Annotated in this window: 9 protein-coding genes; 1 reads left to right on the forward strand and 8 read right to left on the reverse strand. The window is 67.9% G+C overall.

The genetic code is table 11. The features are described from left to right. Positions 1-178: 178 nt before the first annotated feature. From dxs to ngcE, 8 genes are all read right to left on the reverse strand, one after another. Entirely contained in the window at positions 179-2095 is a 1917-nt protein-coding gene (gene dxs, locus ACFY0K_RS43195; protein WP_390644517.1) for a 1-deoxy-D-xylulose-5-phosphate synthase, read from the reverse strand. A gap of 290 nt (positions 2096-2385) precedes the next feature. Then, positions 2386-3732, reverse strand: coding sequence for a sugar ABC transporter permease (locus ACFY0K_RS43200; RefSeq protein WP_390644518.1), 1347 nt, complete (start codon positions 3730-3732; stop codon positions 2386-2388). Beyond that, a complete protein-coding gene (locus tag ACFY0K_RS43205; RefSeq protein WP_093498532.1) occupies positions 3729-4520 on the reverse strand; it encodes an ATP-binding cassette domain-containing protein in 792 nt (263 codons plus the stop codon). The genes ACFY0K_RS43200 and ACFY0K_RS43205 overlap by 4 nt, the downstream gene beginning before the upstream one ends. Before the next feature lie 325 nt (positions 4521-4845). After that, on the reverse strand, positions 4846-5937 hold the full coding sequence (locus ACFY0K_RS43210) for a sugar ABC transporter substrate-binding protein (RefSeq protein WP_390644519.1): 1092 nt from the start codon (positions 5935-5937) through the stop codon (positions 4846-4848). A gap of 134 nt (positions 5938-6071) precedes the next feature. Continuing rightward, on the reverse strand, positions 6072-7271 hold the full coding sequence (locus tag ACFY0K_RS43215) for an ROK family transcriptional regulator (RefSeq protein ID WP_390644520.1): 1200 nt from the start codon (positions 7269-7271) through the stop codon (positions 6072-6074). A gap of 336 nt (positions 7272-7607) precedes the next feature. Then, positions 7608-8507 (reverse strand): carbohydrate ABC transporter permease, encoded by a 900-nt coding sequence (locus ACFY0K_RS43220; RefSeq protein ID WP_390644521.1) that lies wholly within the window; start codon positions 8505-8507, stop codon positions 7608-7610. A gap of 4 nt (positions 8508-8511) precedes the next feature. After that, the gene (locus ACFY0K_RS43225) at positions 8512-9438 is read right to left on the reverse strand and encodes a carbohydrate ABC transporter permease (RefSeq protein ID WP_093498536.1); all 927 of its coding nucleotides are present in this window, start codon (positions 9436-9438) and stop codon (positions 8512-8514) included. Positions 9439-9467: 29 nt separating this feature from the next. Beyond that, positions 9468-10943, reverse strand: coding sequence for an N-acetylglucosamine/diacetylchitobiose ABC transporter substrate-binding protein (ngcE, locus tag ACFY0K_RS43230; RefSeq protein ID WP_390644522.1), 1476 nt, complete (start codon positions 10941-10943; stop codon positions 9468-9470). A 424-nt stretch (positions 10944-11367) separates the two neighbouring features. Here ngcE and ACFY0K_RS43235 point away from each other — a divergent pair, with 424 nt between their 5' ends. Beyond that, the gene (locus ACFY0K_RS43235; RefSeq protein WP_390644547.1) at positions 11368-15108 is read left to right on the forward strand and encodes a GH92 family glycosyl hydrolase; all 3741 of its coding nucleotides are present in this window, start codon (positions 11368-11370) and stop codon (positions 15106-15108) included. The last annotated feature ends 55 nt before the right edge of the window (positions 15109-15163 follow it).

Genomic DNA, 15163 nt, shown 5'->3' on the forward strand with positions numbered 1-15163 from the left:
GCAAGGGCAGGTTCACGCAGATGGGTCGGTCTCGCCACCGGAGAGGTGAGCGGGACCGACCCGTCGGGGTGGTTCGTGTCTCGTCGGGGTCTGCCGGCCGGTGGGGGCTGGTCGCGCAGTTCCTCCCCCAGCCTTCGGCCGGGGGTACCCCCAGCGCCCCTTCAGGGCGCGTTGCAGCTCAGTCCCTCGCGGGCGCCACGGAGTCGACCTCCGTCGTCGTGCCGTCCAGCTTCGCGACCAATCCGGTGACCTGGCGGGCGATGTCCGGAGCGGTCAGGCCGATCTCCGCCATCACCTCGGCCCTCGACGCGTGGTCGAGGAAGCGGGGCGGGATGCCGAAGTCGCGGAGCGGGACGTCTACGCCCGCGTCGCGCAGGGCCTGGGCGATGGTGGAGCCGACGCCGCCGACGCGGCTGTTGTCCTCGACCGTGACGACGACCCGGTGGCGCTCGGCCAGCGGTGCCATGGCCTCGTCGACCGGCTTGACCCAGCGCGGGTCGACCACGGTCGTCGAGATGCCCTGCTTGTCGAGGAGGCCGGCGATCTCCAGGCACATGGGGGCGAGGGCGCCCACGGAGACCAGGAGCACGTCCGGGGTGTCGGTGCCGGGCTCGCGCAGCACGTCCATGCCGCCGATCCTGCCGACGGCCGCGACGGCGGGGCCGACCGCGCCCTTGGAGAAGCGGACGACCGTCGGGGCGTCGTCGACCTGGACGGCCTCGCGGAGCTGGGCGCGGACCTGGTCGGCGTCGCGCGGGGCGGCGAGCCTGAGGCCGGGGACGACCTGGAGGATCGACATGTCCCACATGCCGTTGTGGGAGGCGCCGTCGGTGCCGGTGACGCCGGCCCGGTCCAGGACGAAGGTCACCCCGCACTTGTGCAGGGCCACGTCCATCAGCACCTGGTCGAAGGCGCGGTTGAGGAAGGTGGCGTACACGGCGAAGACGGGGTGCAGGCCGGCCGTGGCGAGGCCGGCCGCGGAGACGGCGCCGTGCTGCTCGGCGATGCCGACGTCGTAGATGCGGTCCGGGAAGGTGTCCGCGAACTTCTTCAGGCCGACCGGCTGGAGCATGGCCGCCGTGATGGCGACGATGTCCCCGCGCTCCTTGCCGAGCTCGACCATCTCGTCGCCGAAGACCGAGGTCCAGTCGGCGCCGGAGGCCTTGACGGGCAGGCCGGTGTCGGGGTGGATGGGGCCGATGCCGTGGAAGCGGTCGGCCTCGTCCTGGAGGGCGGGCTGGTAGCCGCGGCCCTTCTCGGTGAGGCAGTGCACGATGACCGGACCGCCGAACCGTTTGGCCCGCGCGAGCGCCGACTCCAGGGCCTCCATGTCGTGGCCGTCGATCGGGCCGACGTACTTCAGGCCGAGGTCCTCGAACATGCCCTGCGGGGCGATGAAGTCCTTCAGCCCCTTCTTGGCGCCGTGCAGGGTGTCGTAGAGCGGCCTGCCGACGACCGGGGTGCGCTCCAGCAGGTCCTTGCCGCGGGCCAGGAACCGCTCGTACCCGTCCGTCGTGCGCAGGGTCGCCAGGTGGTTGGCGAGGCCGCCGATGGTCGGGGCGTAGGAGCGCTCGTTGTCGTTGACGACGATGACGAGCGGGCGGTCCTTGGCGTCGGCGATGTTGTTCAGCGCCTCCCAGGCCATGCCGCCGGTCAGGGCGCCGTCACCGATCACGGCGACGACGTGGCTGTCGCGTTCGAGCAGCTGGTTGCCCTTGGCGATGCCGTCGGCCCAGCCGAGCACGGTGGAGGCGTGGCTGTTCTCGATGACGTCGTGCTCGGACTCGGCCTGCGAGGGGTAGCCGGACAGGCCGCCCTTCTGCTTCAGCTTCGAGAAGTCCTGGCGGCCGGTCAGCAGCTTGTGCACGTAGGACTGGTGGCCGGTGTCCCAGAGCACCTTGTCCTTCGGGGAGTCGAAGACGCGGTGCAGGGCGATGGTGAGCTCGACCACGCCCAGGTTGGGACCGAGGTGTCCGCCGGTCTTGGAGACCGCTTCCACGAGGAAGCTCCGGATCTCCTCTGCCAGCTGGACCAGCTCCTCGGGGCTGAGCCGGTCCAGATCGCGCGGTCCCCTGATACGGGTCAGCAGCGGCACCCGTGCCTCCTTGCAGTAGAGCTGATCGAGCTGTTGCCGGGCTCGTCGAGTCTAATGTTCCGCCCGGGCGGAACGACTCCGGCCCTTGGGTCATGGGTCACGCGATCGGCTGTACCCATCCTGACCCCCACCTATGACACGACTGTGCCCGGCACTGTCCAGTGCCGGGCACAGTCAAAAACCTAGGGGCGCTGGGGGTACCCCCGGCCGAAGGCTGGGGGAGGAACTGCGCGACCAGCCACGACGGCGAGTCAGCCGCACCGTCACCGCACCCCCGACGGCGATCGGCGTCAGCCGCGCCCCGCCGCCTTCTGGCTCTTGCGGGAGACGGAGTCGATGACGACCGCACCCAGCAGAACGCCACCGGTGATCATGTACTGGATCGACGTGTTCATGTTCAGCAGGTCGAGGCCGGTCTGGATGGACTGGATGACCAGCATGCCCAGCAGCGCGGACCAGACGGTACCGCGGCCACCGAACAGCGACGTACCACCGATGACGGCCGCCGCGATGGCGAGCATCAGCGTGTTGCCGCCACCGGCGTTGAGCGTCGCGCTCGCCGTCTGGCCGGCGAAGAACATGCCGCCGATCGCCGCGAAGCCGCCGGAGATCGCGAACACGGTGATGCGGACCATCGGCACGCTGATACCGGCACGACGGGCGGCCTCGATGCCGCCGCCGACCGCGAAGACCTTGCGGCCGTACGTGGTGCGGCGCAGCACGAAGTCGACGATGACCAGCGACGCGAGGAAGATCACCAGCGCGTTGGAGACACCGGCCGCGTTGTTCAGCACGGCCGCCGCCGCGAAGGACGCGACCGCGAGCAGGATGACGCGGATCAGGATCTCGCTGGTGGGCCGGAACGGCACACCCGCCGCACGGCGCCGGCGCTGCTCGTTGAACTGGCCCAGGGCCGAGAGCACGACACCGAGGCCGGCCAGCAGGTAGGCGCCGATGATGGCCTGGTTCATGAAGAAGGAGCTCTGGCCGAGGAGGTTCACCGGGCCGCTGTCGGCCGGGATGTTGATCGTGCCGCTGGAGCCCAGCAGCCACAGCATCAGACCGTTCCAGCCGAGGAAGCCGGCCAGGGTGACCACGAACGCGGGTACGCCGATCTTGGCGAAGAACCAGCCGTGCAGCGCACCGATGCCGATGCCCGTGATGATCGTGAGGATCAGGGCCAGCCATTGGTTCATTCCGTGGTTGACCACGAAGACGGCGAACACCGTGGAGGCCAGACCGCTCACCGAGCCGACGGACAGGTCGATCTCGCCGAGCAGCAGCACGAACACCAGGCCGATGGCGAGCATGCCGGTGGCCGAGAGGAAGTAGCTGATGTTGGAGAGGTTGTCCGCGCTGAGGAACAGGCTGTTCTTCACCTGGAAGATGGTCCAGATGATGATCAGGCCGACGACCACCGGCAGCGAGCCCAGCTCGCCGCCCTTCACCCGGCGGGTGAACTCCGTGAGGTAGCCCTTGAAGCCCTCTTCACGGACCAGCAGCCGCGGGTCGACGACCGTGACGGGCGCGGCCGTCGGGTCGTCGGCGGGGGCGACCGTGGTCGGGGCCGCCGCCTCGGTCTTGCCGAGCTCGGGCGACTCGTCGCCCTTCACGGTCTTGTTCGACGTCTCGCTCACTTTGCCGCCTCCGTGGTGCGTCGCTCGGAACGACGGGTCACGGCGTTGTCCGTGGCACCCGTGATCGCGGCGATGATCTCTTCCTGGCTGGTGCTCTTCACGGGGAAGAAACCGTTGTTCTTGCCCAGACGCAGCACGGCGACGGTGTCCGCCACCGCCTTGACGTCGGCCATGTTGTGGCTGATGAGGATGACGGCGAGGTTGCGCTCGCGCAGCCGCTCGACCAGGTCGAGGACCTGCGCGGTCTGCTCGACACCGAGGGCGGCGGTGGGCTCGTCGAGGATGACGACCTTGGGGTCGCCGATCAGGGCGCGGGCGATGGCCACGACCTGACGCTGACCGCCGGAGAGGCTGGCGATCGGGATGCGGACGCTCGGGATGCGGATGGAGAGCGTGCTCAGCAGCTCGCGGGCCTGCTTCTCCATCGTGACCTCGTCGATGACGCCGCGGTGCAGCAGCTCACGGCCGAGGAAGAGGTTCCCCACCACGTCGAGGTTGTCGCAGAGCGCGAGGTCCTGGTAGACCGTCGCGACACCCAGTCCCTGGGCGTCGTGCGGCTTGTTGATGCTGACGGAGTTGCCCTCCCACTCGATGACGCCCTCATCGATGGGGTGCACACCCGCGATCGTCTTGACCAGGGTCGACTTTCCTGCGCCGTTGTCGCCCACCAGGGCGACCACTTCTCCGGCGTGGACCTCCAGATCGACGTCGGTGAGGGCCTGGACCGCACCGAATCGCTTGGAGACTCCGCGCAACGCCAGCACGGGCGTAGCGGACACGTGAACCATCTCCTTCGCCGCCTGACCGGCGGGGATGCCGCGCTTGGTGATCAGGCGCGGAGGGTCGTGCGGTACCCCGGACTGTCGTCGGGGAACGCACGCGGTTTACAAGATGAACATGCGCGAATCCGCTGCGCTTGGCAACGGGTCCGTCCGACGCCCGCTCCGGCAGCGGGGTATGAAGGCCGGAGCGGGCGTCGGAGGGGTTTCGCGAGACCGCCGGACGGCCGGGGCACCTTGCGGAAGGGCCGGCGTGTCGGGCGGCCGGGGCCCGGGTGTCGTACTGCGACCACCCGGGCGCTGGCGGCCGGAGCCTCAGGGCTCCAGGGCGGGACTACTGCAGGTTGGCGGCCTTGCAGGCCTTGGCGAACTCGCTGGTGCAGATGTCCGAGACGGTGTACAGACCGTCCTTGATCACCGTGTCCTTGATGTTGGCCTTGGTGACCGACACCGGGGTCAGCAGCTGCGAGGGCACCTGGTCGCCGGAACCGCTGGTCTGCGTGGTGGTGGCGAGCGAGGAGATGCTCTTGCCCTGCAGCAGGTCCACGGCGATCGTGGCGGCGGCGTCGGCCTCCGGCTTGAACGCCTTGTAGACGGTGGAGGACTGGGTGCCGGCGACGATGCGCTGGATGCCCGCGAGCTCCGCGTCCTGACCGGTCAGCGGGATGCCGCTGATGCCGGCGCCCTTGAGGGTGGTGGCGATACCACCGGCCATGCCGTCGTTGGCGGAGTAGACACCCGCGATGTTCTTGGCACCGAGCTGGGTGATGGCCGCCTTCATCTTCTGCGCGGCGACGGTGTCCTTCCACAGGCCGGACTGCTCGTAGGCGATGTTCACCTTGCCGTCGAGGGCCTTGTGCGCGCCCTGCTTGAACTGGCCGGCGTTCGGGTCGGCGTCGTCACCGTTGATCATGACGATCTTCGACTTGGTGGTCGCCTTGGAGCCGAGGGCGTCGAGCAGGGCCTGGCCCTGGAGCTCGCCGACCTTGACGTTGTCGAAGGAGACGTACGCCGAGACCTTGCCCTGGGCGAGGCGGTCGTACGCGACGACCTTGACGCCCTTGGCCACGGCCGCGTCGATGGAGGACTTGATGGCCGCAGAGTCCTGGGCCGAGATCACGATGACCTTGACGCCCTTGGTCACCATGGTGCTGACCTGCTGGGCCTGCTTGGCGGCGTCACCGGCGGCGTTCGCGTAGTCGACGGTGCAGTCGGCACACAGCGACTTGACCTGCGCCTCGAAGTACGGGTGGTCGAACTTCTCGTAGCGCGCGGTCACGCTGTCGGGGAGCAGCAGGCCGATGGTCTTGCCACCGGAGGAGCTGCTGCTGCTCGAGTCGCTCTTCTTGCTGTCGCCGGCCTTGCCACAGGCGGCGACGGACAGCGCCATGGAAACCGCGGCGGTGCCGATCACGACTCTACGCATCGTTGCGTTCATTTGGGGGTGCCTCCCTGACAGGGCCGCAACGCTGCGGCCGAGGTGGCTCGAAGTCAACTCGGCCGCAAGTTCGACGTCAAGAAGTAAATACTTAACGAGATGGCAACGGCGCCATGCGTTCTCTAAGTGAAGGCAGGTGCGATGACAGGTACAGATCCGTCCAGAAGGGTCGAATCGCCCATCTCGCTGAGCGCGAGAGCGAGCGCTCCGAGCACCTCCGCACGGCCGCCGAGGGCGCCCGGAAGCACCGAGAGCTGACGTGCGGCGCTGGGGATCGCGTAGCGCCCCACGGACTCCCTGATGGGCCCCAGAACCAGCTCTCCGGCCTCGGCGAGGTCGCCGCCGAGGACCACCCGGCTCGGGTTGAGCAGGTTGCAGAGATTGGCCACCCCGCTGCCGATGTGGCGGCCGACGTCGCCGATCACGCGACGGCAGCCCGGATCGCCGTCCCGGGCCAGCCGTACGACGCCTTCCATGGTCAGGTCGGGGCCGTGACCGGGCTGGAGCAGCGGCAGCACGTAGCGGGCCGCCGCGAAGGTCTCCAGGCAGCCGCGGTTGCCGCAGCGGCAGACCGGACCGGACTCGTCGAGTGTAATATGTCCTATTTCGCCAGCCGTGCCGCCGGGGCCCCGGTAGATCTTCCCGTTGATCACCAGACCGGCGCCGACACCGCTCGCGACCTTGATGTACGCGAGATCGCGGACGCCCTTGCCGCTGCCCCAGACCAGCTCGCCCAGGGCGCCGAGGTTGGCGTCGTTGTCGACGTGCACGGGGACGCCGAGGCGGAGCCGGAGCTCCTCCGCGGGTCTCGCACCGATCCAGCCGGGCAGGATGGCGCTGGAGCCGAGGGTGCCGGACTCGACGTCGATCGGGCCGGGGACGCCGACACCCACGCCGGCGATCTTCGAGCGGTCCACGCCGGTCGCCGCGATCAGGCGGTTGACCAGCTCTTCCGCCCTGTCGAAGCCCTGGCTGGACGACGCGTCCACGTCGAGCGGCTCGGACTCCTCGGCCAGCACCTGGTGGGCGAGGTTCCCGATCGCGACGCGCAGGTGGGTGTGGCCGAAATCGACCCCTATGACGATGCCGGCGTCACCGCTCAGGCTCACGCTGCGAGCCCTGCGGCCGCCCGCCGACGTGGGCGTGACCTCGACGGTTCCGCCGTCCTTGAGCTCGCGCACGATGTTGGAGACCGTTGCGGCCGACAGGCCGGTCGTGCGCGCGATCTCCGCCTGCGTGAGCGATCCGGCCAGACGTACGGCCCGTACGACACGTTCCAGGTTGGCTCGGTGCAGCGACGACTGCGACCCCGGAGTCTCCATCGACCCATCCACTCCCGCCATCGGAGGCGGCCACGGTGCCGCCAACGTGACCCAGATCACCTCACTGAGACCGGGTCACTTACAAGTTATGAACTCCAAGCTCTGCTGAACGGGTTACCGACGTCAAGTCCTTGACAGAAATCGTTGGCGGTTCGGAGGTTGCCTGAGGGACACGCGACGGACACGTCCAGGCCACTGGTCAGCAGGTCGAAGGGCGCGCGCGGAGGGTCGGGTGCGGCGCCGTCGTGGCTGGTCGCGCAGTTTCCCGCGCCCCTTCGGGGCGCGCTCGTGGGCGCCGGTACAAGGGCGCCCTCTTTCGGGTTGCGAACGTTCGGGCTACTTCAGAGCACCCGCCGTCAGACCCGCCACCACCTGGCGCTGGAAGACGATGTACGCCGCGAGGACCGGGAGCATCGCCATCACCAGGCCGGCGAAGAGGCCGGACCAGTCGCCCTTGTAGCCCTGGCTGACGGCCAGCTGGACCAGGCCCTGGGTGAGGACGTGTTTGTCCGGGTCCGTGTTGAGGACCGTCGGGAGCATGTACTGGTTCCACTGGCCGAGGAAGTTGAAGATCCCGACGCTGATCAGGCCGGGCTTGGCCATCGGCAGCATGATCTGGAAGAACGTACGGGTGTGCGAGGCGCCGTCGACGAAGGCCGCCTCGGCCACGGAGGTGGGCAGCGTGCGGAAGAACGCCGTGAGGAAGAAGACCGTGAACGGCAGCGAGTACGCGATGTAGACCAGGATCAGGCCGTGGATCGTGTTCAGCAGGCCCAGGTTGTTCACGACGTAGAACAGCGGGACCAGCGCGAGCATGATCGGGAAGCTCATGCCGCCGATGAAGAGGTAGTAGATGAAGCGGTTGCCCGGGAAGTCGAAGCGGGCCAGGACGTAGGCGGCCATCGAGCCGAGGACCAGGGTGCCGATGAGCGAGCCGCCGACCACCAGGACGGTGTTCAGGAAGTAGTCGCTCATGTTGGCGTCGGTCCAGGCCCGCGCCCAGTTCTCGAAGTGCAGCCGGTCCGGGAGCGCCCAGGGCGAGGTGAAGATGGACCGGTCGTCCTTGAAGGAGGTCATCACCGCCCACAGCAGCGGGGTGACCACCATGACCGCCCAGATGACCAGGATGCCGTGGGAGAAGACGTTGAGGACCCCGCCCTCGCGCTTCGGGCGGGCCGGCTTCGGCGCGGGGGGCTCGGCCTCGGTGACAGTGACGTCGGTCTCGGTCGTCGTCATCGCTTCAGTACTCCAGCCGCTCGCGACGGCCCAGCCGCATCACGACCGCCGCGAAGGCGAGCGTGACGACCAGCAGGGCGACGCCGATGGTGGTGGCGTAGGCGGCCTGACCGTCCCGGAACGCCTTCTGGTACACGTACAGGACCATCACGGTCGTCGAGTAGTCGGGGCCGCCCGGTCCTGTCGTCATGATCTGTACGACTGCGAACGACTCGGCGCCGAGCGCGAGGATGCCCATGTAGACCCAGCCGGACTGCACGGTGTCCCACAGCAGCGGCAGCGTGATGCGGAAGAAGGTGGTGGCGCGGCCGGCGCCGTCGAGCAAGGCGGCCTCGTAGAGGTCCATGGGGATGGACGCCATGCCGGCCGAGAAGAGGACCACGAAGAAGCCGACCGTGGACCAGACCAGTACGGCCATCACGCACCACAGGGCGAGGCTCGGGTCGCCCAGCCAGAGCGGCTGGATATTGTCCAGACCAATTCCCCGGAGCAGTGAATTGATCGCGCCACTGTCGGGGTTGTAGGCGAAGGCGAAGAGCAGCGAGACGATCGCGATCGACAGCACCTGCGGAAAGAAGTAGACGATCTTGTAGAAGGAGGAGCCCCGGACCCCTGAGATGACCGGGCCGCCCCTCCTTCTCCGGCCGCCCACATTGATCATGAAGGCGAAGAACAGCGCCAGGCTGATCGTCACCAGCGGCAGCACGACCGCGAACATCAAGCTGTGCTGCAAGGACTTCCAGAAGACGTCGTCGTGCAGCATCCTCCGGTAATTGTCCAGGCCGACCATCTTGAATTCGGGGCTCAGGCCGGTCCAGTCCGTGAACGAGTAGTAGATGGACTGGATGAACGGCCACACCACGAAGAGCGCGTACAGTCCGAGGGGCAACGCGAGAAACCCCACGATGAACCGGTACTTGCCGTGCTGCATCGCCACTCCGGTGCCGAGACGGTTTCTGGTTACTGGTGCTTGTAGTGCTTGATCGAGGTGTCCTTGGCGGCCTCGTCGGCGAAGCCCTGGATCTTCTTGACGGCCTCCGCCGGAGTGAGCCGGCCGGCCATCATCTCGCCGAGACCGGCGACCCCGATCTTCTCCTTCTGGAGCTGCACGTACCAGTCCTGGAGCCGCGGGTTGACCACGTTCGAACCGGCCAGCTTGAGCGCCGCCACGCCCGAGGTGAGACCCGGCGTGAGGCTGATGCCGTCGGTGCCGCCGTTGTACGCGGTCAGGGACTTCACCTTCGTCGTGAAGTTCTTGGAGGACGCCTCGCTGAGCATGATGCGCAGCTGCTCCATGCCGCCCTGGGCGTTGGCGGCCTTGGCCGGGACGATGAAGGGCTCGCCGCCGGAGGCCCAGATGGTGCCGAACGGCATCTTGTCGTTCTTGTCGATGCCGGTGGGCGCGGAGACGGCGAGGTTGAAGTCGGAGGGGATGACGTTCGCCGACTCGTTCTCCACCCAGGAGCCGTTCGGGATGAACAGGGCCTTGCCCTGGGCCCAGGCGGTCTGCGACTGGATGTGGTCGAGGCCGGGCGTGCCCTTGAGGATGTAGCCCTTCTTGTAGAGCTCGTAGTAGGCCTCGAAACACGCCTTGACGGCCGGGTGTTTCCAGGCGTTCGGCTCCAGGTTGTCGATCGCGTTCAGGACCTCGACACCGCCGACCTTGCCGATCATCGGGTAGAGCGAGAAGGGGATGTAGTACGGGTACTTGCCGGCGTAGGTCCAGCCGGCCATGCCCTTCTTCTTGGCCTTCTCGCAGACGGCGATCATCTGGTCCCAGGTCTGCGGGTACTCCGCGTCGAGCGAGTCCAGGGCCTTCTGCGAGTACCAGACGCCGTAGACCGTGTAGGCGTAGTACATGATCCAGACCGGGTCGCCGTCGAACTGGCCCATCTCGACGATGCCGGGGCGCAGGGTGTCGCGGACCTTCTTGTTCGGGTCGTCGTACGACGGGGCGTCGAGCAGCGGGGTGAGGTCGGCCAGCTGGTTCTTGCCGACGAGGACGCCCATGTCCATCTGCTCGGCGCCGGAGTTGTCGATGAGGTCCGGCGGGGTGCCCTGGTTGAAGCGCGGCTGGAGCGTGGACTGGATCTTCTGGGTGGCGGAGAACTTGACCTTGGCCTTCGGGAAGTCCTTCTCGTAGATCTTCACCGCGTCCTCGGCGTACTCCTTGCCGAATCCGCCGTCGAAGAGGACGAATTCCATCTGCGCGGTGTCGTTGACGCCCAGCGGGTTCTTGGACGTCTTCTTGCCGGCCTTGTCCTTGGACTGGCCGCCGCCGCCACTGCTGGCGCAGGCGGAGAGGAATCCGACGGTGGGGACCGAAATCAGGCCGAGTGCGGCGGACCGCTTGATCAGATCGCGGCGGCCGACACCCTCGGAACCGGGGGTCGCTGCGGAATCGGAACCGGGGTGCGCTGCGGACGTGGATCCCATGCTCAAGTCCTCGCCTTCTCCAGGACTCAGGCGGTGAACCGGTTCCTCCCCGGCACCGCGGTCGGGTAGTGCTGGGTCGTGCAGGAAGTCATGCGGGAAACGCCGACAGGTATAGTCCACTTCCCGTCAGCGAGGCAAGATCGAATGCATGGTTGCCGATGGGTCTTTTCCTAGTTGAGACCTGTCGGAAATATGAGCGATCTCTGTACGCCTTGCCGGAAAAAGAGCCGACATACACCCCCGAATGCCGCACCCAACACCCTTGACATCACGGGTCACTTGACCACCTACTGGTTCCTGCGCCACGCAGCTGACAACGTTGTCTCATGTGGCAGGGAGGGTACCCGTTGTGATGCAGCGGAGAACGCAGCGAAGAACAGGGCACGGATCTGGTACGGCGGTCGTGATCGCGGCCGCCGTAGTCATGACCCTGGGCTCCCAGGGAGCAGCGGTGGCGCTGCCGGCGAAGGCACCGGCCGCCGCTACGCAGTTCGCATCCTCGTTCGAGTCTGGCGATCCGTCACCGGACTGGTCCGACACCGTGGACACCGACCCGAGCGGCGCCCCCCGCGCCTTTGGGGTGGACGGCGGCTACAGCACCGGCATCCCCGGCAACGTCACCGACCACGTCACCGACGTGCGGGCGAGCGGCGAGAACACCGGCGCGGGCGAGGTCAAGGAGAACCTCGTCGACGGCGAGTCCGGCACCAAGTGGCTCACCTTCGAGCCCACCGGCTGGGCCGAGTTCGACTTCGACAAGCCCGTCAAGCTGGTGACCTACGCCCTCACCTCGGCGAACGACTACGCCGAGCGCGACCCCGCGGACTGGACCCTTGAGGGCTCGACGGACGGCAAGGACTGGAAGACCGTCGACACCCGGACCGGCGAGGCCTTCACGGAACGGTTCCAGACCAAGTCGTACGACCTCTCCGCACCGGCCGAGTACCAGCACTTCCGGCTCGACGTCACGAAGAACAACGGCGCCCCGGACATCCTCCAGATCGCCGACGTCCAGTTCTCCACGGGCGGCAGCGGCGGTCCTGTGCCCCAGGACATGCTCTCGCTGGTCGACAAGGGCCCGACCGGCTCGCCGACGGCGAAGGCGCGGGCCGGGTTCACCGGAACGCACGCCCTGCGCTACGCGGGACGGCACACGGCGACCGGCCGGGCGTACTCGTACAACAAGGTCTTCGACGTGAACGTGAAGGTCGGCCGGGACACGCGGCTCGGGTACCGGATCTTCCCCTCGATGGCCGACGGCGACCTCGACTACGACGCCACCAACGTGGCGGTGGACCTGGCCTTCACGGACGGCACCTACCTGAGCGACCTCGGGGCCGTCGACCAGCACGGGTTCGCGCTCTCGCCGCGCGGGCAGGGCGCGTCGAAGGCGCTGTACGTCAACCAGTGGAACGACATCTCGTCGGTGATCGGTTCGGTGGCGGCCGGCAAGACGGTCGACCGGATCCTGGTGGGCTACGACTCCCCCGCCGGACCGGCGAAGTTCCGCGGCTGGATCGACGACGTGTCGCTGAAGCCGGTGGCGCCCGAGAAGCCGAAGGCGCACCTGTCCGACTACGCGCTGACCACCCGCGGCACCAACTCCAGCGGCAGCTTCTCCCGCGGCAACAACTTCCCGGCGACGGCCCTGCCGCACGGCTTCAACTTCTGGACGCCGGTGACCAACGCGTCCTCGGAGAGCTGGCTGTACGAGTACGCGCACGCGAACAGCGACGAGAACCTGCCGATGATCCAGGCGTTCAGCGCGAGCCATGAGCCGAGCCCCTGGATGGGCGACCGGCAGACCTTCCAGATGATGCCGTCCGCCGCCGGCACCCCGGACACCGGCCGGGAGGCCCGCGCACTCGCCTTCCGGCACGAGAACGAGACCGCGCGGCCCTACTACTACGGCGTCAGGTTCGAGAACGGGCTGAAGGCCGAGATAACACCCACCGACCACGCGGCCGCGCTGCGTTTCACGTACCCGGGCGACGACGCGAGCGTGATCTTCGACAACGTGACCGAGCAGGCGGGCCTGACCCTCGACAAGGAGCACGGGACCGTCACCGGCTACTCCGACGTCAAGTCGGGCCTGTCGACCGGCGCGACCCGGCTCTTCGTCTACGGCGTCTTCGACAGGCCCGTGACGGGCGGCGACTCGAGCGGGGTCAAGGGGTACCTGCGCTTCGACGCGGGCGCCGACCACACCGTCACGCTCCGGCTGGCCACCTCCCTGATCAGCATCGACCAGGCCAGGGACAATTTGCGCCAGGAGATCCCGGACGGCACCTCCTTCGACACGGTGAAGGCACAGGCCCAGAAGGTCTGGGACACGCTGCTCGGCAAGGTGGAGGTGGAGGGCGCCACGGCCGACCAGCTGACCACGCTCTACTCCAGCATGTACCGGTTGTACCTGTACCCGAACTCCGGCTTCGAGAAAGTCGGTTCGACGTACCGGTACGCCTCCCCCTTCTCGCCGATGACCAGCCAGGACACCCCGACGCACACCGGCGCGAAGATCGTGGACGGCAAGGTGTACGTCAACAACGGCTTCTGGGACACGTACCGCACGACGTGGCCGGCCTACTCGTTCCTGACGCCAGGTCAGGCCGGGGAGATGGTCGACGGGTTCGTGCAGCAGTACAAGGACGGCGGCTGGACCTCCCGCTGGTCCTCACCCGGCTACGCCGACCTGATGACCGGCACCTCCTCGGACGTGGCGTTCGCGGACGCCTACGTCAAGGGCGTGAAGTTCGACGCGAAGGCGGCGTACGAGGCGGCCCTGAAGAACGCGACCGTCGTACCGCCCTCCTCGGGCGTCGGCCGCAAGGGCATGTCCACCTCCCCGTTCCTCGGCTACACCAGCGACGACACCCGCGAGGGCCTGTCCTGGGCCATGGAGGGGTACGTCAACGACTACGGCATCGCCGAGATGGGCAAGGCGCTGTACAGGAAGACGGGCGAGAAGCGCTACAAGGAGGAGTCGGACTACTTCCTCAACCGCGCCCAGGACTACGTGAACCTCTTCGACCCGAAGGCCGGCTTCTTCCAGGGCAAGGACGCCCAGGGCGACTGGCGGGTGGACTCGGCGTCGTACGACCCGCGGGTGTGGGGGTACGACTACACCGAGACCAACGGCTGGGGCTACGCCTTCACCGCACCGCAGGACAGCCGGGGTCTCGCCAACCTGTACGGCGGCCGGTCCGGTCTCGCCGACAAGCTCGACGAGTTCTTCGCGACGCCCGAGACGGCCTCTCCCGACTTCGTCGGCTCCTACGGCGGGGTCATCCACGAGATGACCGAGGCCCGGGACGTCCGGATGGGCATGTACGGCCACTCCAACCAGGTCGCCCACCACGTCATCTACATGTACGACGCGGCCGGGCAGCCCTGGAAGGCGCAGGCCTACGTCCGGCAGGCGCTCTCCCGGCTCTACCTCGGCAGCGAGATCGGCCAGGGCTACCACGGCGACGAGGACAACGGCGAGCAGTCGGCCTGGTACCTCTTCTCGGCCCTCGGCTTCTACCCGCTGGTGATGGGCAGCGGCGACTACACGATCGGCTCCCCGCTGTTCAGGAAGGCGACGGTCCACCTGGAGAACGGCCACGACCTGGTGATCAAGGCCCCGCAGAACAGCGCGAGGAACGTCTACGTGCAGAATGTCCGCGTCAACGGCACTAATTGGACGTCGACCTCACTCCCCCACTCCCTCCTCTCCAAGGGCGGGGTCATCGACTTCACGATGGGCCCGAAGCCGTCGAACTGGGGCACCGGCAAGGACGCCGCCCCGGTCTCCATCACCAAGGACGACAAGGTCCCGGCTCCGCGCGCGGACGTCCTGAAGGCCGACGGCTCCCTGTTCGACAACACCTCGGCGACCGAGGAGACGGTGACCTCGGTGGACCTCCCGGTGACCGGGTCGGTCAAGGGCATCCAGTACACCCTCACCTCACCGTCGGACCACACCAAGGCTCCGACCGGCTGGACCCTCCAGGCCTCGACGGACGGCAGCAACTGGCAGACCGTGGACGAGCGTTCCGGAGAATCCTTCGACTGGAACCTGCAGACACGGGCGTACACCGTCCAGAAGCCCGGCGCGTACACCCACTACCGCCTCGTCCTGACCGGTGAGTCCACGCTGGCGGAGGTCGAGTTGCTGGCCTGAGGCAGCGACAGCGGCACGGAGAGGGGGGCGGCCCGCCGGGCCGCCCCCCTCTGTC

The organism is Streptomyces sp. NPDC001507, from assembly GCF_042894765.1.
Lineage (GTDB): Bacteria > Actinomycetota > Actinomycetes > Streptomycetales > Streptomycetaceae > Streptomyces.